This is a genomic window from Aquibacillus koreensis, assembly GCF_025154055.1.
GTDB classification, from domain to species: domain Bacteria; phylum Bacillota; class Bacilli; order Bacillales; family Amphibacillaceae; genus Aquibacillus_C; species Aquibacillus_C koreensis.
The window spans coordinates 1-23,722 of record NZ_JAOALK010000014.1; the positions used below are offsets into that span (position 1 = coordinate 1).

A 23,722-nucleotide genomic window follows, 5' to 3' on the forward strand; every position below is an offset into this window, starting at 1 on the left:
GAAAAATCCGGGTTCTGGGATTTTTCGTGATTCCTCCTCGGAAAGGGAGCCAATTTCACTTGTGAAGCGGGTCGAGGAATTGCTGCGCAGTATATAGATACTACGTCATTAGCTAGGATTATTGGTAAAGTGTCTTTTCGAATTATCTATAGTTCTATACCTTCACCTGGATTTAGTGCGATGCCCTTCCCAGGTTTTACTTTGCTTGCAAATGCGTCCCCGTCTTGTTCAATTAAAGGGAATGTATTGTAGTGAATCGGTACGACTGTTTTTGCTTTCACCCATTCCGCAGCAATTAATGCATCATCTGGACCCATCGTGAAATTGTCTCCAATAGGTAAGAAAGCAAGATCAATCTCATTCATATCACCAATTAATTTCAAATCAGAGAACAATGCGGTATCACCTGCATGATAAATTGTCTTACCTTCAACAAAAAGTAAAATTCCTGCTGGCATTCCACCATAAATTTTATTTCCATCCTCATCTACAAACATGGAACCGTGAAAAGCTGGTGTTAGTTTCACTTTTCCAAACTCAAATTGATGTGCACCACCTATATGCATCGGATGTGTATGTAGCCCTCTTGATTCTAAATAGACTGCAAGTTCATTTGGTGCCACTACAAGGGAATTATTTTTTTGGGCAATATCTATCGTGTCACCAACGTGATCGTTATGTCCATGTGTAAGTAATATAACATCTGGTTTTACATCATCTACTTCTAAATCACATGTACCGTTACCAGTAATAAACGGGTCAATAAGAATATTATGTGTTTTTGTTTGCACTTGCACGACGGATTGTCCATGAAAGGATACTTTCATTTTAACGCTCACTCCTTAAAAACTTTGTTATTCATTAATCTATACCCATTTTGAACTTTTTTAAAATAGATAGCACAAAGTTTTTCGCAAGCGATGCAATGAGAGTTAATAATTTTCCCAAGACTTTTCATATAATTGAATTAAGATAGGATCAATTAACGTATTCGGACGCAACTTCACTTCATCTTCATTTTGATCGAGAATATGCTCTCCTTCATCTTTTCCAAATGTAGCAAGACTAGGTAGCAGATCTGTTGTTAAAAAGCGGGTGGGAACAGCTATTTCTAAATCAGGAAGATTAATAGGATCACGACTAGCAAATACGAAACCCCAGTTCCCAAAACTAGGAACATCCACATGAAGGTTTTCCGTATATAAGCCTGTGGATGCTACAGTGGTCGAGATGGTCCAGTAAACTTCCCTGGCAAATACGGGACTGGTCGCTTGGATCATCATTGCTCCACCAGGAACTAAATGATTTCGTGCTAAGGAATAAAACTCTTTCGTATAAAGCTTGTTTAAACTTTCATCATTTGGGTCTGGTAAATCAACAATAATCACATCAAACCACTCGTCAGTTTCTTCCAAAAATTGAAAAGCATCTTGATTGATAACCTCTACTTTTTTATTTTTTATTGCGCCTTCGTTCAATTCTAATAAGTATGGATGGTTGTTTGCTAGGTCCACAACCGCAGGGTCTAGATCAACGAGTGTAATGTTCTTCACATCTTCATACTTTAACAATTCTTTAACAGCAAGACCATCTCCGCCTCCTAACACAAGCACATTGTCATGTTCGTCTGCAAGTGCCATAGGTGGATGGACCAACACTTCATGGTAACGATATTCATCAATGGAACTTAACTGTAAACCGCCATTTAAGTATAAGCGTACGTCGTCTTTATCTCGGGTAAGTATTATTTTTTGGTACTCACTTTCTTCCATATGAATGATAGGGTCTTTATATAGTTTCTGCTCAAAGGTTAAAGCCATTGCTTCTCCAAATAACAAGCCAGCTAGTAAAAGGATACCGATCATTCCCCCGACAAAGAAATGACGCGTTACCCTTCTAATTTCTTTTCTAAATAACCAAATGACCACGAGTGCAACAGAGAGATTAATTAATCCTACTAGAAAAGCGGTTTTGACAATGCCTAGTTGTGGTCTAAGTAAAAATACAAATAGTAACCCACCTATTAATCCTCCCGCATAATCAGAGAAAAGCACACGAGCTGTACTTCGATTCAATGAAACACCAATTTCATTTGCTTTTCTAATTAGAATAGGTAACTCTACTCCTGTAAGAGCACCAACGGTTAATGTAACGCCGTATAAAAATAGTGCATCTGTACCTGAAGGCGAAAAAGCAGTAAAGCCAAACATGAGAAAACTAGAAAATCCACCTATTAACGCTACCATAAATTCGATATATACAAAGGACAACACTAGATTTTTTGTAACCTTTTCACTTAAGCTAGCACCAATCCCCATACCTGTAAGAAACAAGGAAATCGTGAGTGTGTATTGTTTAACACCGTCCCCTAATATGTAAGAGCCTAAAGCACCAAATAAAACTTCAAAGATGATTCCACAAATGGAAACAATACCTGATGCCCAATAGATAAAATGACTTTGTTTTATTTTTGCTTGATCCAATCTGTATCACTCCGTTATTTATACTACATACAATTTTTAAACTTAGAAAAAACAAAAATCAAGGCCTGACCCATCTATGAGCCAGACCCGTACCATTGGAGCTTATCTTTATGTAATAGATGCACCAATAACGAAGGCTAAACCTATCGATACAGCCATTGTTACGATACCAACTGCAATGTTGTTTTCTTTTATTTTCTCTTCCACAGAGAACTTTCTTGTAAATGCTTCAAATAACAAATATGCAATCATTTGTAGCACCACACCATACGCTCCCCATATAAGTGTTTCCCAAATATTAATGCTGTTATAAATGGCAAATGATAAGATAATACAAATACCAATTATCTTCCCTGCAATCGATAGAGCAACTGCTTGATTCCCACCTGATATTTCATCCCAATCCTTATATTTTGATGTAATTAATTCAAAAATGACTAATCCAATAAATACCACGATAATCGCAATAACAAAATAAATAAATGTTGAAATCATTCCTTCTATTATCATTAAAAAAACCTCCTCTTATTTTCCGGAACTAGGACCTCCACCGCGAACGGACGACATCCCTCTGTTTGTATTAAATCCACCGTTGTTATAGCTTTTGGAGGATGAGTAACCTCCATAGCAAGCCCCATTTTTACATGATGAACTACGTTTCTTCCCCCAATCGTCCACATCTAATACTCTATTTAGGATCATGAACGCGAAGAAGGTATTCAAATAGTTTGGCTCATAGTTGTCTCGGACAAATTGGTCACTCGCAACTTCAATTAATGTTGTAGCAGCATCTTCATCACTTGGCCTTATAGTCACAAAGTGATTTGGATAAATGAGTATTTGTTGATTGTCCACTACCTCGCTTGTTTGTTCAGGCTCTATAACCTTAGTTAACAATGAAACAAGCTCTGCAACTTCAAATTGATTGGTTGCATAAACATTTGCTATACTATCTTCTCCTTTTACAACATCTAACAAATGAAAACTATTGGCTATTAAAGGTTCAATATTATTCGTGTTGGTAGATTCTATTTGACTGATTAATTCTTCTTTAGAAGGCTCTTGCGGTATGTCTTGTACAGTTACATTGGGTTCTTCTGTTGTACTAAACTCATACTCTGAACCACAGGCAGCCAGAATCATTACTAAAAAAAGCATAATGGCACTAACAAATATTTTGTTCACATTTCTCCCCCTTTCTAGTAAAACGTATGATTTACGTAATTGAATAATACTAATAAATAAACCCTTGTGTTATACAAGGGTTTATTAGAGATATAGCTCCTACCCATTTATATGTCTATGGGTCACATTCTAACATAATTTGGGTTACTTATCTTACTCTTTCCCCATTTTCTTTTTAAGCGCAGCTAACTCATCATCTACACCGTCATTTTCTAAATTATCAAACTCATCGTCCAATGATTTGCTTGCAGCTGAAAGATCTTCACTTGTATCTGCTTCTGCTTCAAATTGCATCACTTTTTCTTCCATGCGTTCAAAACCACGTTTAGAATCATCATTTCCGATAGAAGACATGGTACGATTCATTTTTGTTCTAGTTTTTGCAGATTCTGCACGTGCTTTTAGTGAATCTTTTTTCAACTTCATGTCTTGATACTCTTTTTTCATTTCATCTAACTTTGTTCTTAATTGATCTGCATCTGTTTTTGCTCTTTCCCAAGACTCTTTCAAGCTAGTTGCTTGTTGATCTTGCGTTTTCTTATCTTGTAAAGCTCTTCTTGCTAAGTCTTCATTTCCAGCTTCAATCGCCTTTTCCGCCTGTGCCTGTCTTTTGTCAACTAGCGCTTGTGCATCATCATGCTTACGCTTTAGCATTTTTTCATTGGCTATTTGTTTTGCTACTGCACTTTCTACTTCTCTTATATCAGATTCCATTTCTCTCATAAACTGATCTAACATTTTTACCGGATCTTCTGCTTTATCCAACATTGCATTTAATTCTGATCCCACAACTGTTTTTACACGACTAAAAAATTTAAACATAAATAATCCTCCTTATTAATTAGAACCTGCTATTATTTTTAATTCAAATGCTTCTATAGGATAACCATAACTTGCTTCAATCTCGCTACCCCAATGTTCTAAGCTTATAAAGTGCTCTTCCTCTTCATCACAGTATTCTGCATATTCCATCATTCTACCATTTATATTTTTGCTTCTACCTTCACCAACAACCCTTGCTTCGCCTTCCTCATCAAGGTAATAATCTTTTCCTTCATAGGATAGTTTTTTAGGGTATTTTTCTGTTACAGGTAAATGTATGGTTTTGTATATACCTAATTCCAACTCATCATCCATTTCAGCTGCTAACCAAATTGTGTTGTTTCCTTCTATTAGTTGATAACTGATCCATTCATATGAGCCTTGTCGATACGTAATTTTCCCTACAACTTCATAGTCTGATAAGTCATATTCAACAATATCTCCTATTTCTATTGAAAGTGGCGTTCGCTCCTTTACTTCTGGTCTCGTTTCTTTTTTTGAAAAAATTTTAGAGAATAATCCCACTCATACACCTCTTCTCTGTATATCCCTGTAATAGGAATACGATTGTATTTATAAAACGTTTCATTTTTTCTTAAATTTTTTTCTATTCTTATCATAACAAACGAAACTATAAATGGAAAAGAACTAAGTACTATTCGATCTTGTCATAACATTTAAATTCTTAAGACACTATATATAAAGTGCGACGTAGTTAATTTAGCTATTACGGAATCACTGCTTTCTAACGCGTTAAATCAGGGTTCGCTCTCTGACGCGTTCGAATGCACCTCTTACCAACGCGTTAGCTCAAGGTTCATCCTCAGACGCGTTCGAACGCACCTCTTGCGAACGCGTTAGCTCAGGGTTCGCTCTCTGACGCGTTCGAATGCACCTCTTACCAACGCGTTAAATCAAGGTTCGCTCTCTGACGCGTTCGAACGCACCTCTTGCGAACGCGTTAGCTCAAGGTTCACTCTCTGACGCGTTCGAATACACCTCTTACGAACGTGTTAAATCAAGGTTCATCCTCAGACGCGTTCGAACGCGATAGCTTCATTATAATAAGCAATAATTGCTTCGCATTTTGTATCTACTATGTACTAGTTAACATCTCTTCATCAAAAAAATTATGCGATAAACTTTCTGTAGAATCTAAATAAGTATACAATACAATAAAGATACTTATTCATAGGAAAGGATGAAGCAGACTTGGAAAGAATAAATAAACTACTAACCTCGATGGCTAACGAAAATGTTGACGCTGTTTTTATAACCTCTAAAGCAAATGTATATTACATAAGTAACTATTATACAGATCCACACGAACGGTTAGTTGCAGTCTATATTACTAAAAGTGGGGACACGACACTAATCGTACCTGCAATGGAAAAGGCGGATGCATTAGCCTCAGGATGGAAAGGTGACATATTAACTTATTCCGATTCAGAAAACCCTTGGGAATTGTTTGCCCAGCATGTAAACAATCACCCACCACTATCAATAGGGATAGAAAAAAACCACATGACAGTAGAGCGACAAGAAGCTCTACAAGGAATCTTGCCTAGTTGCCGATTCAAAAACATAAACGAGTTGTTAGCTTCGTTACGTTTACTTAAAGATCAATCAGAATACAAATTACTAAAACAAGCTGCTCAATTAGCAGACCTCGGAGTGAAAACTGGAATCGAATCCATTGAAGCGGGAAAAGGTGAGTTAGAAATTGTAGCACAAATTGAATACATCTTGAAACAGCAGGGTATTCGTGATATGTCATTTTCTACTATGGTTTTATCCGGACAAAAAACAGCATCACCACATGGTACGCCAAGTCTTGATCAAATTAATAGTGGTGATCTCGTTCTTTTTGATCTTGGGGTTGTTTTTGAAGGGTATTGTTCAGATATAACACGAACCGTGGCCTATCAAAGCATTTCACAGAAACAAGAGGATATTTATAATACAGTATTAACAGCGCAACAGAAAGCAATTGATGCAGTGAAAAGTGATACGGATATTGGCTTACTGAATCGAATTGCACGATCACATATCAAAGAAGCGGGATATGGGAATTATTTTACTCACCGTCTTGGCCACGGAATTGGGATAGATGTACATGAATATCCTTCCTTAAATTCAAACAATACGTTGAAGATACAGAAAGGTATGAGCTTTACCATTGAACCAGGTATCTATGTTCCCCATATAGGAGGGGTGAGAATAGAAGATCAAGTCTTTGTAACAAAAGAGGGGCCAGAATTATTAACCAAATACCCAAAAGAACTTCAAATTATTAAATAAAGTTTGAATACAAGCAAACTGCCCGCGACTTGGCGGGCAGTTTTTATCTCATTATCCTAACGAACTAAGTCTTTAACATTACTATATTCAAGACCATGTGCTTCAGCTACTGCTTGATAAGTAACATAACCTTGAAGTGTATTAATCCCTTTTAGTAATGCCTCATTATCTAGACAAGCTTTTTTATACCCTTTGTTAGCTATTTGTAAAGCATAAGGAATCGTAACATTGGTAAGTCCAATCGTTGATGTTCTTGGAACAGCTCCAGGCATATTTGCCACAGCATAGTGTAATACACCGTGCTTTGTATATGTTGGATTATCGTGTGTTGTTATTTTATCCGTAGTTTCAAATATACCACCTTGATCGATAGCAACATCGACAATAACGGATCCTTCCGGCATTGATTTAACCATTTCCTCCGTGACTAATTTCGGTGCTTTTGCTCCGGGTATAAGTACCGCTCCTATCACAAGGTCGGACTCTCTTAGTGCATCCGCAATCGTAAGTGGGTTTGACATCAGAGTGTTAATGGAAGACCCAAATATATCATCAAGTTGACGGAGACGCTCTGGGTTCAAGTCAATAATGGTCACATCAGCGCCCAAACCAATTGCGACTTTCGCTGCATTTGTACCTACGACACCGCCACCAATGATCGTAACCTTCCCTCTTTTCACACCTGGAATACCCGATAGCAAGATACCTCTGCCACCTTTTGATTTTTCTAAAAATTGCGCTCCAATTTGAGCAGCCATCCTACCTGCAACTTCACTCATCGGAGTTAACAAAGGCAATGAATAGTTAGGTAATTGAACTGTTTCATAAGCAATTCCAACTACGTTGTGCTTAATTAAAGCTTCCGTAAGCGCTGGCTCTGGTGCTAAGTGTAAGTATGTAAATAATATTAATCCATCATGAAAGAACTTATACTCATCTGGTAAAGGCTCTTTTACCTTCATCACCATTTCCTGATTCCAGGCTTCAAAAGCATCATTCACAATAGTTGCACCAGCTTGCTGGTATTGCTCATCCGTAAAACCGGATCCTAAACCTGCTTCTGTTTCCACAAATACGCTATGTCCAGCTTGCGAAAGGGTAATTACCCCTGCTGGTGTCATCGCAACACGATTTTCATTGTTCTTTATCTCTTTCGGTATGCCAATATTCAATTTTTTGACCTCCCTATTTTCTCTATCTATTTCATGTACGTATAAAAATATAACATATTTTGACCATTCGTTGTTAAAAATGCAAAAGTGGTACCTTCCAATAATAAAATTTGAAGGATACCACTTTTATTCTGTGCTATCTCTTTTATGCTTCGGTTTCGATTTCTCTTTTCCTCGCCTCAACATCATGATCGATAACTCCGCTATGATAGCTTTCTATTAATTGTTGATTTATGATTTGATCGCCATCTGTCACCACGCTAGTGTCTAGAAAATTGCTCTTTTTCACGTCCTCACCTCCATTTTTAGTATGTTCATGTTATTGTAATTAGTTCGATGAATTTCTTACCAATTTTGATCAGTTCTCATGATATAATAAGAGTAACCAATTCGAAGGGAGAGTGAGACTTTGAATTTCGAATATAAAAACATTGTTGTTGCAGTTGATGGTTCAAGAGCATCAGAGAGAGCCTTTGAAAAGGCTATTGAAGTTGCAAAAAGAAATAATGGAAAGATGATTCTTTCCCATGTTGTTGATACTAGAACTTTTTCCTCTGCTGAAGCGTATGATCAAACGTTAGCGTACAGGTCCGAAGTGTATGCCAATCAATTGTTAGAAGATTACCGCAAGAGAGCAACAAGTGCTGGAATAACCAATGTAGAATTAAATATCGAATATGGCTCCCCTAAAGTTAAAATTCCGAAAGATGTTGCTAAACAATACCAAGCTGACCTTATTATTTGTGGTGCAACAGGATTAAATGCAGTTGAAAGGTTTTTGATTGGTAGTGTATCAGAAAGTATTACACGTTATGCAAAATGTGACGTATTAGTTGTACGTGATAAAATTTAAAAAGCGAAGGGACTACTTGTCATAGTCCCTTCGCTTTTTCATTGTCGATTCCTTTACGCAAGAGTAATCTCTTTTGATAAAAACGTAGCGCATAATTTGTCACTTGGCTCGTTAATTGATAGTTTGAAAATGCCCCAATACCGATACTTATTAGCGGGATTCCTTGTAACAGTTTTTTTCTTGCTATTAAGATGAGGATATTTTTACCAATTTGTTTCATTGGTTGATCAATCCAAGTCGGATCGGTTAACTTGTCGTCTCCTTCATACATATACATCGTTGTTTCTATTTCCTTCATGAGATCTTCCCATGCATGGTTTTGAAATCTTTTCGGAAGTGTAGCTGCATGGAATACTTTTAACGATAACATCATTTCAAAAGGATGATTCATTTCATGACCAAACGATAAGCCAATTAATTGAACAACTCGAAGGTTCATAATAACTAAGAGCGGAAAATCGATACCTGTCAGTAAAATGCCACCAGTACCTGTCATCCCACCCTGCATAAACGAATGCATTCTTCCTTTAGAGATTTGTTGTTGCGCAAGATAAGTCAATTGATCAATCGACAACTTATTTAGGTCTGTAATAGCATCAATATCTGGATCAAATACCCTAGCGATTGTTAAAATTCTGTTTCTTGCCTCCATCTGCATCGAAGAACCTTGAAGGTAGGCGTGGGTATGAAACAAAAAATTATCTAAATTAGAAAACAAACCCTGTTTTATACTTGGGCTTATCTGATTCATGGTCAGTGCTTTCCAGTTATCATATACTCTTTCTAAATCAGATGATTGATACGATTCTAACTTGTGTTCCCAGTCGCTTATCTCTTTAAGAATATTTTTCTCACTCAACATTCTCCCTCCAAAACATGGCTTTACATTATACTTATTTACTAATACTTAAAAAAGTCTAATTCTTTTGTATTTCACAGTACAAACGTTGTATTAGATGGTTTCAAAAATTCAATAGGAATGGGAAAATGCGCTAGTAGAGGAAGAATAGGCATAATCAATGAAGATAAACAAAGTATTAACAATGGATGTAATTGCGCTTTAAACTGAATTATCTTTTTTAGAATCTAAATGAGGTATTTGAGTAGTGGTTACACTAATGTAGCATCTTAGCAATTTTTCAGCCTGATAGAAGTTAATATCAAGTTGTTTGTCATGCTCTGCAGCAATTATTTGATCTAATACACCAAGGTCATTGTAATTATCAATATTTTTCTTGTGGATTGGTTTGTGGAAAGAATATTCTCCACATGTGATCAACAAATAATAGTAATTAAACATTTTATGATATCCTATTACCGTTGCTTTTTTCTCTTCTAATAATTTATCTAAAACTACATTCTTAAGCTCATAATATTTTAATTGTTTTGTTTTCGCTGCACTAACTACTTGATAATTACTGTCCAAATAGCTTTGTTGCTTTGTATCTCTATGTTTTTTTGCATGTTTATTTATGCGATAGAGAGCTTGACTTAAGTAATGTACTGAAAAATCTAATGTACTTATATCAACCTGCCTAGGCTTTATTGGGATAGTGTGATTGATATGATACAATACAAAATCTCTCCATATGCCGCCGCCTATCGCTTTCAGCGTCGCATCTGGTTTTGCTTCATCTAATGGTTTTCGTTTGAAATCATTTCTTAAAGTAGTTTTTGTGTAGAAACCTGAGGGGACATTGTGCCAGTTGTGAAAATGGGGTAATTCACGCATAGTATTCCTCCTTGACCATTATTTGTAGAGAAATAAACGTCATTACATATTGCTTCTTTGTATTTAAACTAAACATTAACAATTTTTCAGGTAGTCTAAGTACATACGTTCCCACCTCCCTCTAAAGTAATTATAACCGATTGTGAAAAAGCTCGTCTACAAATAAGAACGTATATTCCGTATCAAATTCATTATCAGTTGTGCGTTCATGAAAAAAACCTTCTTCCATACTAGACTTACTAGTACAGAAAAAGGTTGTGATCACTTTTAGTGTTGCGAAACTGGTTGCGTTAATCTAATTGTATCTCTCGCAATCATTACTTCTTCATTTGTTGGAATTACAATAACTTTTACAGGTGAGTGAGGATAGTTTATAAACGCTTCTTTTCCTCGTACGTTATTTAAGGATGGATCCCAGTAAACACCCATGAATTCTAACCCTTTTAACACTCGCTCACGGACAGAGATGCTGTTCTCCCCAACACCTGCAGTAAAGATAATCGCATCGACACCATGCATTCTTGCAGCATAAGACCCAATATATTTGTGAATTCTCTCAGCAAAAACTTCTAATGCCAATTCGGCACGACGATCTCCACTTTCCGCTTTTTCCTGGATATCTCTTAAATCACTTGAGAAACCAGATAAAGCAAGCATACCACTTTCTTTATTTAATACGTTCATTACTTCTGCTGCTGTTTTCCCTGTTTTCTCCATAATATATGGAATGAGCGCTGGATCAATATTTCCTGATCTAGTACCCATGGTTACACCAGCAAGTGGCGTGAAGCCCATGGACGTATCAATTGATTTTCCGTTTTCAATCGCGGCAATACTTGCACCGTTACCAAGGTGACAAGAAAGTAAACGCAATTGATTTAGAGGTATTCCAAGTAATTCCGATGCTCTTTCAGAGACATATTTATGAGAAGTACCATGGAATCCATATTTTCTTATTCCATACTTTTCATAATATTCATATGGCAAACTATATAAAAATGACTCTTCGGGCATTGTTTGGTGAAACGCTGTATCAAATACCGCTACCGAAGGAACATCTGGTAAAACTTCCTTGAAAGCTTGGATTCCTGTCAGGTTTGCAGGGTTATGCAAAGGTGCTAATTCAGATACTTCATCAATCTGTTTAATTACTTCTTCAGAAATACGAACGGAATCACTGAATTTTTCACCACCATGTACAACACGGTGACCAATACCATCAATTTCATTTAATGATTGAATAACACCAGATGCAGTAAGTTTTTCTAATAACATTTTAACTGCTTCCGCGTGATCATGGATATCTTTTACTGTCGTATCTTTATCTTCTACTTCAATCGTGAAAATGGAATCATTCAGACCAATTCTTTCCACTATTCCTTTTGCTAGAACATTTTCCTCCGGCATTTCTATTAGTTGGAATTTCAATGATGAACTACCGGCATTAATTGCTAATATATTGCTCAACGTTTTTCAACCCTTTCATAAAATAGGTTCGAGATTAGGACCTACTCCATTTTAACCATCGCTCGAAGAAGTTTGCAATAACAAACATCAATGATAACGCTTGCGTCACAAATTTGTTATTTTCTAATTATTTAAAATCCTTCTTCTTGAAACCAATGATTTATTTTTTCTAAGATGTTATTCATTGCACGCACATCTTTAAAGGATGGGAGCTGTGCCATTAATGCTTGCTTAGGCGCCTTCGTATTGTTCCCCTTCTTTTGCAGGATTAATATACTTTTCGCATTAGACTCTGACTTAAAAATAGACATCGGCAATTGTAATAAACCAACAATATGTGCATGCTTGTGTAGAAAACCATGCAATTTTTTTGCTTGGTCACTTTCAAATAAGAAATTCGGGATAACAAATAGTAAGTACCCAGCTTCCTTTGTATATTTTAAACTCTGCTCGATAAACAGGTGATGTGCGTAAGAATGCCCTTCATCCGCCTTCAATTCATATTCTTTCGCCTGTACATCATCAGGATAATAACCAACTGGAAGATCCGAAACAACCAGATCTACCGGTTCAAGTAAAAACGAACGCAAACTGTCTTGATGAAAGAACTCTATTTCTGACTGTTGGAGATTAGCATTCATCAACGCTAACTGAATTAAAGTTGGGTCTACATCACTTCCGTAACTCTCAACCTTTTGCTTTAACTGATTAACAACAGCTGTTAACAAATTTGCTGAGCCGCAAGCAGGATCAAATAACCGAACGGTTTGCTTTGGATCAATTAGCTTCTGGACAAGATATCCAATAAACATGGCTACGGTATCTGGTGTGATTAAATGCTGTTGCTGCGTAGCACCTTTCATCCCTTTTAGTACACATAGTTGAATTGTTTTTCTTATTTCCTCTTTAGATAAATCACTTAACGCAATACTTTCTCCTAGCTTCTCTAACTGCTGGAGTAAAATATCATTTGACCCTTCTGGCTTTTCATGTGTAAATAAAAATTCTAATGCAACAGGTAAACTTTCAATATACGATAAATTTAAATGCTGCTCCATCGTTTCCACCATTTGATCTAATTTTCCAAAAGTCGTTTCTGTTTTAGTTTGTTCCAAGATTGTACCTCCATTCATGGCTTTCCTATTTCATTTTAGATAGGTATATAAAAACCAACTAGTAAAACGCTGGCCTTTTTAATACTTGCATCTATGTGTTTTGTTTTGCTTAAATTTATCTCTTCTAAAGTCATATGTAGTCCTAACAGAAAAGAAAAACTGCCTTCATCTGTATTATGACGGCAGTTTTATGTATTGTCTAATGGATTGATTATGGTTATTTGTCTTCTTCTTTACTACTATCTTCCTTCTTTTCTTTCCCTTTAAACATCTCTTGGATTTTATCAATGGCTTGCGGAGCTACATCTAATAGTTTCTCATACAAATGTGTTTGTTCATCAAGGTGGATCATTTGTACCCCTGATTTGTTTACAATTAAAAATGCTGTTGGTGTAATGGAAACACCACCACCACTACCACCTCCAAAAGGTAGCTTTTGCCCACCATCACCTTGGTCACTGCTTTGTCCACCATAAAATTCACTACCTCCAGCAGCAAATCCAAAACCAACTTTTGATACGGTGATAATGACACTTCCGTCCGGTGATTCAATTGGGTCACCAATGATTGTATTTACATCAACCATATCCTTTAAGCTTTCCATGGCAGTTGTCATTAGACCTTCGATGGGATGTTCTTGTTCACTCATTTTTCATTCCTCCTGTTTTACGCTGTTTTCTTTGACAGACTATTGATTTCTCTTTGAAATAGCTTAGTTAGTTGAATAATCGCATAAATAGCTTGTCCTAATCTTATCGAAGCAATACATGTTATAGCGGTATATGACTGTTTTTGTTGAAATAGTGGGATGACTTCAATTTTTGGTCTTTTTCTAATACGCATATGATTAATGATAAAGCCGACAATACAACCTTTTATCCCCCATACTGCTCCAGAAAGTATTCCTGTATGACTAGCGTCTCCAACCCCAAATTTCGTTGACCATTCAAATTTATGTATGTTGATTTTTGCAATATGTTGTAAAATAACAGGTTTACTTTCTACTAATCTTTTTATAATATCCCGGTACTTTTTAATGTTTTGAAAAATCGTATGAATACTGGTGTGTTTTTTCTTTTCTTCTTCCTCACCAGTTTTAAGTTGTACATCTTCATCTTCTTCCATGTCCAAAGTCAGGTCCATCTCCATTTTTTTAATCCGGATCCCAGCAATACGAATTTCGAACTGAATTAGATGTTGATCTAGATGATGAATGTAATGGAATACCGTATAGATCCTTAAGAATAAGCAAAAAATAAAAAATAGTAAAAGGGCAAGTAAAACAAATAGCCATATCACAGTCTACACCTCCATAGCATTCATTATTTCAATAACAGACAAAACTAAACATCGAATTAGAGATGAATTTTTTTGTAACTGGGAAAATTTAAAAAATGATGATAACATTGGAAGAGTAGTGATTAGTAGATTGGAGGAGCCAATGATGGATAATCGCAGAAACTTATATTTTTACTATCCACAAGATGATGAACTTGAGCAACAGTTATCCCCTTTATTTGACTTAGCTAGAAAAAATGGATTTAGCATTGTTGACAGGTACCAGGATGCCAATATTATTGTTAGTGTAGGTGGTGACGGGGCCTTCTTGCAGGCTGTGAGACATACAGGTTTCCGACAGGACTGTTTGTATGTAGGCATTGCAAAATCAAATGAAGCAGGATTATATTGTGATTTTAACCTCGATCATTATGATGAGATGGTTAATACGATGATGCATGCAGAACTTGAGGTGCGTAGGTTCCCTGTTATCGATGTACTGATTAATGGAGAATCCAAATTTCAATGCTTAAACGAAGCTACCATTCGTTCCGCTATCATAAAAACGATTGTGATTGATGTATCTATTGACGGGAATCATTTTGAACGTTTTAGAGGGGACGGGCTAATAGTAGCAACTCCTACAGGAAGTACTGGGTACAATAAATCAACGCACGGGGCCGTTATTGACCCTAAACTACCTTGTTTCCAAGTAACCGAATTAGCTTCACTTAATAACAACCGTTACCGAACATTAGGGTCTTCTTTTGTTTTGGACAAAGAACGCACCCTAAAGTTAGAAGTTATACAGGATGGGAATGACTATCCAGTTATAGGACTTGATAATGAAGCATACTCAATACGGAATATCAAAGATTTAACGATTACACTAAGCGATAAGAGAGTTAAGACAGTGAAGTTAAAGAATAATTCATACTGGGATCGTGTAAAACGAACTTTCTTATAAAACGAATAAAAAAGCAACACCTCAACTGTTGAAGTGTTGCTTTTTTCTGTTTTATCCTCTTCTACTATATACAATATCACCGTTTACGATGGTAAACTCTACTCTAGCATTAGAAATGGTATCAGCTGGAATATGGAATAAATCTTGGTCGAGCACTGTAAAATCTGCTAGATATCCTTCTTCTATTTGCCCTCTGCTATTTTCTTGTCCAATGATATAGGCACTCCCTACCGTATATAACGCTAATGCTTCATATACAGTTAGCTTCTCTTGTTCATTGTACGATTTTCCATCGATACTTGATTTTCTTAGTACTGCAGCTTCTATTCCTAGTAATGGATCTACCTTTTCAATCGGTGCATCCGAACCTGCTGCACAAGGAATGTTTCGCTCCAAGAATGTCTTCCACGGATACGCATATTTCACCCGTTTTTCCCCAATGCGGTCTATAATCCATGGAAAATCTGAAGCAACAAACGTCGGCTGAATATCTAATACAACATTGATACTTTTAAGTATATCTAATAATTCATCATTGATAATTTGTGCATGAATGATTCGATCGCGTTTTCCATTCGTATGTAGCGGATACTTTTTTATGATATTGGCAATCTCCATTACAGCTTGATCACCTATCGCATGCACAGCAACTGGCATTTCATGTTGCCTAGCTTGTTGAACAAGATTTTCAAGTTCTTCCGTGCTATGAATAGGGATTCCATAATTATCCGGGTCGTCTTCATAAGGGGAAGATAACCAAGCTGTCCTTCCACCCAAAGCTCCATCTGCAAAGATCTTCATTGCGCCTAACTCAATATAGTCATTCTCTTTTTCATCTTCCTGATATCGTATTCTATCTTCAAAAACTTCATGATGAACAAGCAAATGCGCTCTGAATTTCCTTTCTTTCCCATCTATTGCTCGCTGAAACGCGCGAAGGGTCTTATTAAATCCACCGTAATAAGCTAAATCTTCACTATGTCCACCGACTAAACCTAGTTGTAATAAATCATCAATGGACGTTTCCACTAATTTTGTTAATTGATTCTCCGTTACATGCGGCACTACATTTTTAATATATTCTTGTGCAGTGTCAAGAAAATAGCCAGTCGCTTGTCCGTTTTCATCTCGAATAACTTTTCCTCCCTGAGGATCTCTCGTTTCCCCATTTACCCCAGCTAACTCCATAGCTAAAGAATTAGCTAAAACGGCATGTCTACAAACCCTCGATAAAATCATTGGATTATCAGGACTTATGTCGTCTAATTCATCACGATGTAAGATTCTCGGATCTTCCCATTGGTTTTCATTCCACCCCTCACCAATTAGCCATTCATCCTTTTCTAGACTTGTTACACGGTCTTTTAATGCATCTATTACTTGGTCAGGCGATGTCATCATAGATAAGTCTAAATGAGCAATTTTCTCGCCATGGCCAATAATATGTAAATGACTGTCAACTAATCCTGGATACATCACTTTTCCTTCTAAGTTATATGTAGTATCTATTTCCGATTCATACTTTGTCTTTAAGCTCGTATAATCCCCTTTTTCGACAATGACTCCTTGCTCCACATATACCGCGTCTACAAGGTCACCTTCTGATGTCATCGTATAGATCTTGCCGCCATGCCATAATTCTCCCATGGTTGATGTCCCCTTCTTAAATTCTTTTCTATTGTTATAGTGTACAATAATCTTTAACAAAAACAAAAGAATGTAACCATATATAAGAAAAACTCGCATTCGCTCGTCATTTGGAGAATGATTACGCAACGACAGGATTCTTAGCCTTAACGCGTAAAAAAGGATAGTGGAATATCCACTACCCTTTTAAGCCATTGATATATAATTATTTAGGTTGACCACCTAGTTGTTGTTCAGCCATTTGAACTAGTCGTTTAGTAATTTCTCCACCAACTGAACCGTTAGCACGAGAAGTTGTATCAGCACCTAAGCTTACACCAAACTCTTGTGCGATCTCATATTTCATTTGATCTAGTGCTTGACTTACACCAGGCACTAATAATTGGTTTGAACTGTTGTTGCTTGCCATGTCTTTTTCACCTCCTCCTCGTTACATTTGTTAGAATGCGCAGGAGAAGGGTAAATCATTCATGTAATTCACTGGTAGATGTTTCATCCCGTACCAGTTAATGCGTTTCTGCTCTAATTAAAATAACTCCATCATATCTTGGTCGTCTTTAGTGCTTTTTGCAATTTCTATGACTTCCACATTTTCAATTGTTTCAGCAATGTCTGCAGCATAATCGTTGAAGCCTTCAAACTGAATGACTTTCTCTGTTCTTGGCTTTGTTTTTGGTGATTTAGGAACAAAAACTGTACAGCAGTCCTCATGCGGACGAATTGAAATATCATACGTATTGATTTGTTGTGATATGCGTATGATTTCCTCTTTATCCATTGCAACGAGTGGTCTAATAATAGGGTAATTCGTCACTTCATTAATTGCATGCATGCTTTCCATTGTTTGACTTGCCACTTGTCCCAAGCTTTCTCCAGTAGTTAACGATAAAATTCCTTCTTTTCTTGCGATTTGATCGCTAATTCGCATCATCATCCGACGCATGACCGTCATGGAATAACCATGTGGAATTTCACGATGGATTTTTTGTTGCAGTTTAGTAAATGGAACAACGTGAATCTTTATATTATTTCCATATTCAGATAACACTTCAGCTAGGTCTATTACCTTCTGTTTGGCTCTTTCACTCGTATATGGTGGGGAATGGAAATGAATAGCCTCCAATTGCACGCCTCTCTTCATGGCCATGTAACCCGCAACTGGACTATCAATACCACCAGATAATAATAATAAAGTTTTTCCGGAAGATCCTACCGGTAAGCCACCTGCTCCCAAGATACGTGCTGAAGTAATATACGTTGCTTCATTTCTAATATCTATATGAATTTCCATATCTGGATGATGAACATCAACTGTAAATCCATCCGTATTCGAGAGTAAATGTCCACCCACAATATGATTAAACGCTTGCGAATCAATTGGAAAATCTTTGTTTACTCTCTTTGTCGTAACCTTAAATGTGGAGACATTTTTTCCTTGTTGCAATGCAAACAAGGCTGCTTCTTTTATTTTATCTGGTTCGTTTTCCGCTTTAATGGCAACACTTAAACTTTGAATTCCAAAGATGTGTCTACATTCCTCAATAATCGGTTCAGGATCTGCGCCATTTAAAATGATGTACATACGATCTCTCAGCTTTTTTACTCTAGTTCCTTCAAATGGCTTTAGTTTTTTTATAACATGCTCATGAAGTTTCGTTGTAAATAGCTTTCTGTTTCTTCCTTTTAGAGATAACTCTCCATATCGTATTACAATGTGATCATAAAACATATTCATCTACCCCATTACTTCGCTTAATTGGTTTCTTATCATTTTCAAGGCTTCGCAAAAAGCCTCTATATCTTCCTCACAATTATCGTATGCTAAACTTACACGCAGTCCCGATTTCGTTATCGCTTTATCTAAACCACATGCAGCTAGAACTACACTTTCATCTGGTTGCTTCGATGAACAAGCTGATTTTGTAGAAATATAAATTTCCTTTTCACCCAGCGCGTGAATAACTACTTCTGGCTTAAAACCAGGCAGGGAAAAATTCAAAATATGATCCACATAATCGTGATCAGGTGTATTAATCACTAAGCCATTTATTTCAGATAAACACGCCCGCAGTTTTTCGTTTAACCTTTTCACATGGTTGGTACGCGTGTTAGCATGATCAAAATATAACCGTATTGCTTTTACTAATGATACGATGCCAGCTAAATTCTCTGTACCGGATCGATAGCCCATTTCTTGATCTCCACCATGCATTAACGGAAAAATAGTTGTATTTCGTTTAATATATAACAATCCTGTTCCTTTTAATCCATGGATTTTATGTCCTGAAATTGTACATAAATCAATTCCACTATCATGTAAAGGTATGGAAACTTTACCAAACCCTTGCACATGATCAACATGAAAAAAAAGCTTTGGATGTTGTTTAGCAATTGCTCCAACTTCTTTAATTGGTTGTATCGTTCCGAGTTCATTATTCACATGCATAATACTAATTAAGATCGTATCCTTTGTTATAGCATTCTTTACATCTTCAACCGATACGATGCCTTGTTTGTTAACAGGTAAATAAGTAACATCAAAACCAAGCCGTTCAAGTGCTGTACAAGCTTCTAATACAGATGGATGTTCAATTTGTGTTGTTATAATATGTTTGCCCCTATTTTGATGCGCAAGCGCTATTCCTTTAATGGCAGTGTTATTTCCTTCTGTTCCGCCAGAAGTAAACACAATTTCATCTTCATGTACGTGTAACAATGAAGCTGCTTGCTGTTTTGCCATTCTCAAGAGCTTTTCTGCCTCTGTTCCAAATGAATGAACGGAAGATGGATTGCCATAATACTTTTCAGAAACTTGCCGAAAACTTTCAACCACTTCTGGATATGGTTTTGTCGTCGCACTATTATCTAAATAAATCATTTAGAATCTCCTCGCTAGCCTCTTATTGCATTGCAATATAGTAACATACATCCAGGGTAATGAAAACAAAATTGGAGACAATTCGTCTTCATTGTACGGATAATTAGTCGATAAGACAAATATGGAAATGACTTATCGGTTATTTTACAGTGTTTTTTTATTACATGTTTGATTATTTAAACTTTCTCCTTGTTACTGCGGAGTTTATACAAACTATGAACTAAATAATTTTTCTTAAAGCAAAAATCCTTCCTTTGAATATAGAAAGGAAGGATTTCATATTTCTTTTGTCTTTTAGTATTCAATTCCCAGTGCAGTTAATAAATCATCAATAGAAACTTCATTGTCAACCGAAAGTTCATGTAGCGCTTTCTGTGTTTTAGATACCGACGTACTTTCCATTGTTTCATTCGAATCAATTTCATCCGCTATTTCTTGGCCAACAGGTTCATCAAACCTTTTGTAATTTTCCATTAGCGGTATGCTTAGCGTTTTTTGAGAAGAGTCGTGTAGTTTCCCCGTATTTTGTTCAGCTCTATGCTCTATCCCTAGAAAAATCCATATGACTGCAAACCATACAACTAGAGATGCCGCACCAAAAGTAACAACAATCCATTTCTTCATGTATAACACCCTAACTTGGGATCTTGATATATTCCTCTAGTCGTTTTAGCGCTCCTGGCTCTATCGCCTCTAGTGCACTCGCTGCTTCCTCTAATGCATTTTCGTATTCGAAGTTTCTAAATTTGCGTTCTGCTTCATACAGTTTAGCCGCTAATAATGCATATTGGCTTCTATATCGATTTGCGTATTGGATAACTGTTTCTACCAAATAAGCTTGTTCCAATAACTGTTCTGTTTGAGTAACAACAGCCTGTACCGCTTTATCAGCTTCACCCAACGAATGTTGCACTTTCCCCATATCTAATGGTTTTCCCTCAAGGTTTTGCAAAACAACTTCACTTTTTTGAGATGCTTCTTGCAGTAACTCCCAAATAAAAGATGGAACACCAGGAATATTACTTTTTTGCAACTTACGATTTGTCTCAAACAACTCTTTTCTCATTTCAACAATTCTTTGCTTGGCGTTTATTTCATCTTTTCTAATGGTTTTTATCTGCTCTTTAAACTCTTCTTGGGATTCTTTTAGATCAACTAATTCTTTAAAGCCAGTCTCAATTTTTTCTTTAATTTCAATGTTTGTTATTTTTTCTTCTTTTATATCCACTTGTAATTGTTCATATTGCTTCTCTAGTTGATTCACCCATTTTTCTAAACTCATATGCAATTCTAAGTCTGACTGTTCTAAGTAATATGTTTCTTGTAATAGCTCTACTTCTTCATTCATTTGTTCGTATGCTTGACCCACTTCATCTATGAGTTTGAAATAGCCTGTCATATGCTTTTCTACATATGATTTTGCAACAGCTTCTTTTTCAAGTAAATGGTACATTTCATTTAATCTTTCCTCAATCGGTTCAACAATCTCAAAAACATTACTTGTATCACCACTCTCGAGTTGAACCACTGCATCCATTAGGCTTTGCTGAATAGCTTGGAGTTCTTTTTCGAAACCAAGATGTTCAATTCGATAGCCCTCTTCTTTCATGTTTTTTATACCTGCAAATAACTCATCCACTTGTGCAGGAAGTTCATTTTTACATCTTTTAAATATATTTGGGAATTCGTCTAATTTTTGCTCAAGTAAAGAAACGCTTTCCTTAATACCACTTACTAATTGTTGTGCTTCAAAGTAATTTCCAGTTTCAACTAAGTAGTGATACTTTTTTAATTCACTTTCTATCTTATCAATTTCAACATCAAATTGAATTTCAGCTTTTCCAAATAAGTGTCGTTGTTTAAGTAACGTTTTCCTAAGGCCTTTAATGGTTGGAATAATTTGTTCTACGTCTTTTCTAGTATTTTGTTCTGAATCAAGTAATTGCTCCAATTCATTGAACATCTGGTCTATATTAATTTCTATCCCACGTAGAGTATCGTCCACAGCTCTTAAGTACTGTTTGGAAGATGGGATACGGAATCGGTCAGCAGATTCTTCGGCATCTAATAAAAATTCTTCGATATCAGGCAATTCTTTCGTCAAGATTTGGTCCCAGCGACCTTTCCAAGCTTCAAACTTTTCTTGTGTTTCTCCCGAAAGGTTCAGGCTTTTCACCCTTGCCAGCTCTGAAGTTACATTTCTGTTCATAATATCCATCTTCCAACTTTCAAGTCGATCCACTTCATCATATACCCTTTTTCTTAAGATTAATCCAAAGATTATAAGTGCTATTATGACGAGAATACTACCTATGACATAAGCCATAATTATCCCCCTTATCGTTCCGAATCTATGTAAATAATTTTTTTTATAATTAATTGGCTATGTATTAACCATATGATACCATGTTCATTCTATTTTTTGCTAAATTTTTTCAAATTTATTAACAATTTGACACCATTTTCTTTTTTAAATGAATTTACTAGATCTTGAAGGAGTTTTAGAGGAAAGAGGAGACGATATATTTTTTCTACATTCGATAATCTTACTATTTTTGTTTTTTTGTAGAACCGTTGTCTGTAACTTCCTGTTTGTATGTTTCTCCTACATAATCTAACCATTTGTTAATTGATTTTGTGTACTTCGATATAAACAAATCATGTGATTGATCCCAAACAATTTGATTTTTCCATTGTCTTGGTGCGATATATGGCGTGCACAACATTCCTTTTAGTTGTAATAATAAAAATTCTCGATCAATTGTACTGTGTGATGTACCCTCAAGTGCTGCGTTAAATAATTTACTAATTAAATAATTTTCCTTTGCTAGATACGTAACCATCATTTCTCTAACAAATATGGAGTCTATTGTTAATTCACGTTGAATAAAACAAGTAAATTGATGTCGTTTCTGTTTGTATTGTATAATTGCTTCAATCATTTTCTTTAGTCTAACCATCGCTTGTAAGCTTTCGGTCTCAGCAAGGGACTGTTCAATCTGTATTAAATATTCTTCATAATAAGTAATAACTGCAGATTCTAACAAGCCTTGCTTACTGGAGAAATAATAATTTATTAAAGAAACATTAACAGAAGCCTTTTTGGCAATATCTCTAACAGATGTTCCGTGATACCCTTTGTTATAAAAGAGTGTACATGCAGCATCCATTACCTTTTGTTTTGTTTCATTTTTTTTCATTTTCTTCATCTCCCTTTCATTACTTTTTACGACATCGATGTACGGAGTCCTGCAATTTTCTCTCGTCAAATATCGTACTAGAGGTGTCGAATTTTAGTTCTTTTCATATTTTAAGGAGGAATTTACTTGTTCGATGTAAAAAAATACGAAGGTACAAAAGAAAAAGACTATGCATTACTTTTAAAACAATTAGAAGCGTTACTCGACGGCGAAACAGATGAGATTGCTAACCTTTCCAATGCTTCTGCACTACTTGGCCAATTTTTGGCAGATGTTAATTGGGTTGGTTTTTATCTTTGGAAGCAAGATGAGTTAGTATTAGGACCATTTCAAGGCTTACCTGCATGCGTCAGAATTAAGAGTGGTAAAGGCGTTTGTGGTACTGCAGTAAAAGAAGGTAAAACGCAACGAATTGCAGATGTTCACCAATTCCCTGGACATATTGCCTGTGATGCAGCAAGTAATTCTGAGATCGTTATTCCGCTATTTAAAGAAGGAAATGTGTATGGTGTATTAGACATTGATAGTCCATCAAAGGACCGATTTGATGAAATAGACCAAACTTATTTAGAAAAATTCGCGACAATCTTGCAAGCTCACCTTTAAAACAAATAAAAGTAAG

25 protein-coding genes are annotated in these 23,722 nt (G+C 36.1%); 4 read left to right on the plus strand and 21 right to left on the minus strand.

The window, feature by feature from the left end:
* Window positions 1-146: 146 nt before the first annotated feature.
* The 6 genes from NYQ66_RS04210 to NYQ66_RS04235 form a co-directional block, all read right to left on the minus strand.
* Entirely contained in the window at window positions 147-827 is a 681-nt protein-coding gene (locus tag NYQ66_RS04210) for a metal-dependent hydrolase (protein ID WP_259867189.1), read from the minus strand.
* 105 nt (window positions 828-932) lie between these two features.
* Window positions 933-2,483 (minus strand): polyamine aminopropyltransferase, encoded by a 1,551-nt coding sequence (locus NYQ66_RS04215; protein WP_259867190.1) that lies wholly within the window; start codon window positions 2,481-2,483, stop codon window positions 933-935.
* A 108-nt stretch (window positions 2,484-2,591) separates the two neighbouring features.
* A complete protein-coding gene (locus tag NYQ66_RS04220; protein WP_407652043.1) occupies window positions 2,592-2,993 on the minus strand; it encodes a DUF350 domain-containing protein in 402 nt (133 codons plus the stop codon).
* 15 nt (window positions 2,994-3,008) lie between these two features.
* Window positions 3,009-3,668, minus strand: a complete 660-nt coding sequence (locus NYQ66_RS04225) for a DUF4247 domain-containing protein (RefSeq protein ID WP_259867192.1) — start codon at window positions 3,666-3,668, stop codon at window positions 3,009-3,011.
* 153 nt (window positions 3,669-3,821) lie between these two features.
* A complete protein-coding gene (locus NYQ66_RS04230; protein ID WP_259867194.1) occupies window positions 3,822-4,490 on the minus strand; it encodes a PspA/IM30 family protein in 669 nt (222 codons plus the stop codon).
* Window positions 4,491-4,505: 15 nt separating this feature from the next.
* Window positions 4,506-5,015, minus strand: a complete 510-nt coding sequence (locus tag NYQ66_RS04235; RefSeq protein WP_259867196.1) for a DUF4178 domain-containing protein — start codon at window positions 5,013-5,015, stop codon at window positions 4,506-4,508.
* 687 nt (window positions 5,016-5,702) lie between these two features.
* Between NYQ66_RS04235 and NYQ66_RS04240 the strand changes: the two genes are divergently transcribed.
* Window positions 5,703-6,791 carry a M24 family metallopeptidase gene (locus NYQ66_RS04240; RefSeq protein ID WP_259867197.1) on the plus strand — a complete coding sequence of 363 codons (1,089 nt, stop codon included), beginning with the start codon at window positions 5,703-5,705 and terminating at the stop codon, window positions 6,789-6,791.
* Between the two features lie 56 nt (window positions 6,792-6,847).
* Here the strand turns inward: NYQ66_RS04240 and ald are convergent, their stop codons facing one another.
* Entirely contained in the window at window positions 6,848-7,963 is a 1,116-nt protein-coding gene (gene ald / locus NYQ66_RS04245; protein WP_259867199.1) for an alanine dehydrogenase, read from the minus strand.
* A 145-nt stretch (window positions 7,964-8,108) separates the two neighbouring features.
* Complete coding sequence (locus NYQ66_RS04250) at window positions 8,109-8,252, minus strand: hypothetical protein (RefSeq protein WP_259867200.1); 144 nt, start codon at window positions 8,250-8,252, stop codon at window positions 8,109-8,111.
* 120 nt (window positions 8,253-8,372) lie between these two features.
* On the opposite strand from NYQ66_RS04250, the gene NYQ66_RS04255 reads away from it, so the two are divergent.
* Complete coding sequence (locus NYQ66_RS04255; RefSeq protein ID WP_259867202.1) at window positions 8,373-8,816, plus strand: universal stress protein; 444 nt, start codon at window positions 8,373-8,375, stop codon at window positions 8,814-8,816.
* Window positions 8,817-8,835: 19 nt separating this feature from the next.
* Here the strand turns inward: NYQ66_RS04255 and NYQ66_RS04260 are convergent, their stop codons facing one another.
* From NYQ66_RS04260 to NYQ66_RS04285, 6 genes are all read right to left on the minus strand, one after another.
* A complete protein-coding gene (locus tag NYQ66_RS04260; protein WP_259867204.1) occupies window positions 8,836-9,675 on the minus strand; it encodes an EcsC family protein in 840 nt (279 codons plus the stop codon).
* Window positions 9,676-9,876: 201 nt separating this feature from the next.
* The gene (locus NYQ66_RS04265; RefSeq protein ID WP_259867206.1) at window positions 9,877-10,548 is read right to left on the minus strand and encodes a YkyB family protein; all 672 of its coding nucleotides are present in this window, start codon (window positions 10,546-10,548) and stop codon (window positions 9,877-9,879) included.
* 267 nt (window positions 10,549-10,815) lie between these two features.
* A complete protein-coding gene (locus NYQ66_RS04270; RefSeq protein WP_259867208.1) occupies window positions 10,816-12,015 on the minus strand; it encodes an acetate kinase in 1,200 nt (399 codons plus the stop codon).
* A gap of 131 nt (window positions 12,016-12,146) precedes the next feature.
* Window positions 12,147-13,130: a class I SAM-dependent methyltransferase gene (locus NYQ66_RS04275; RefSeq protein WP_259867210.1), complete on the minus strand. Its 984-nt coding sequence runs from the start codon at window positions 13,128-13,130 to the stop codon at window positions 12,147-12,149.
* A gap of 217 nt (window positions 13,131-13,347) precedes the next feature.
* Window positions 13,348-13,779, minus strand: a complete 432-nt coding sequence (ytfJ, locus tag NYQ66_RS04280) for a GerW family sporulation protein (protein WP_259867212.1) — start codon at window positions 13,777-13,779, stop codon at window positions 13,348-13,350.
* A 17-nt stretch (window positions 13,780-13,796) separates the two neighbouring features.
* On the minus strand, window positions 13,797-14,429 hold the full coding sequence (locus tag NYQ66_RS04285) for a DUF2953 domain-containing protein (RefSeq protein ID WP_259867215.1): 633 nt from the start codon (window positions 14,427-14,429) through the stop codon (window positions 13,797-13,799).
* A 145-nt stretch (window positions 14,430-14,574) separates the two neighbouring features.
* On the opposite strand from NYQ66_RS04285, the gene NYQ66_RS04290 reads away from it, so the two are divergent.
* Entirely contained in the window at window positions 14,575-15,375 is an 801-nt protein-coding gene (locus NYQ66_RS04290; RefSeq protein ID WP_259867217.1) for an NAD kinase, read from the plus strand.
* A gap of 51 nt (window positions 15,376-15,426) precedes the next feature.
* Here NYQ66_RS04290 and NYQ66_RS04295 read toward each other — a convergent pair whose 3' ends face one another.
* The 7 genes from NYQ66_RS04295 to refZ all read right to left on the minus strand — a co-directional run bounded on the left by NYQ66_RS04295 (window position 15,427) and on the right by refZ (window position 23,100).
* Window positions 15,427-17,022, minus strand: a complete 1,596-nt coding sequence (locus tag NYQ66_RS04295) for an amidohydrolase (protein ID WP_259867220.1) — start codon at window positions 17,020-17,022, stop codon at window positions 15,427-15,429.
* Window positions 17,023-17,227: 205 nt separating this feature from the next.
* Window positions 17,228-17,431: an alpha/beta-type small acid-soluble spore protein gene (locus tag NYQ66_RS04300; protein ID WP_259867223.1), complete on the minus strand. Its 204-nt coding sequence runs from the start codon at window positions 17,429-17,431 to the stop codon at window positions 17,228-17,230.
* 117 nt (window positions 17,432-17,548) lie between these two features.
* A complete protein-coding gene (thiI, locus tag NYQ66_RS04305; RefSeq protein WP_259867225.1) occupies window positions 17,549-18,751 on the minus strand; it encodes a tRNA uracil 4-sulfurtransferase ThiI in 1,203 nt (400 codons plus the stop codon).
* Between the two features lie 6 nt (window positions 18,752-18,757).
* Complete coding sequence (locus NYQ66_RS04310; protein WP_259867227.1) at window positions 18,758-19,900, minus strand: cysteine desulfurase family protein; 1,143 nt, start codon at window positions 19,898-19,900, stop codon at window positions 18,758-18,760.
* A 294-nt stretch (window positions 19,901-20,194) separates the two neighbouring features.
* Complete coding sequence (locus tag NYQ66_RS04315) at window positions 20,195-20,524, minus strand: hypothetical protein (RefSeq protein WP_259867229.1); 330 nt, start codon at window positions 20,522-20,524, stop codon at window positions 20,195-20,197.
* 10 nt (window positions 20,525-20,534) lie between these two features.
* Window positions 20,535-22,226, minus strand: a complete 1,692-nt coding sequence (gene ezrA, locus NYQ66_RS04320) for a septation ring formation regulator EzrA (protein ID WP_259867231.1) — start codon at window positions 22,224-22,226, stop codon at window positions 20,535-20,537.
* A 223-nt stretch (window positions 22,227-22,449) separates the two neighbouring features.
* Entirely contained in the window at window positions 22,450-23,100 is a 651-nt protein-coding gene (refZ, locus tag NYQ66_RS04325) for a forespore capture DNA-binding protein RefZ (RefSeq protein ID WP_259867233.1), read from the minus strand.
* A gap of 126 nt (window positions 23,101-23,226) precedes the next feature.
* Between refZ and NYQ66_RS04330 the strand changes: the two genes are divergently transcribed.
* Window positions 23,227-23,706, plus strand: coding sequence for a GAF domain-containing protein (locus tag NYQ66_RS04330; RefSeq protein ID WP_259867235.1), 480 nt, complete (start codon window positions 23,227-23,229; stop codon window positions 23,704-23,706).
* The last annotated feature ends 16 nt before the right edge of the window (window positions 23,707-23,722 follow it).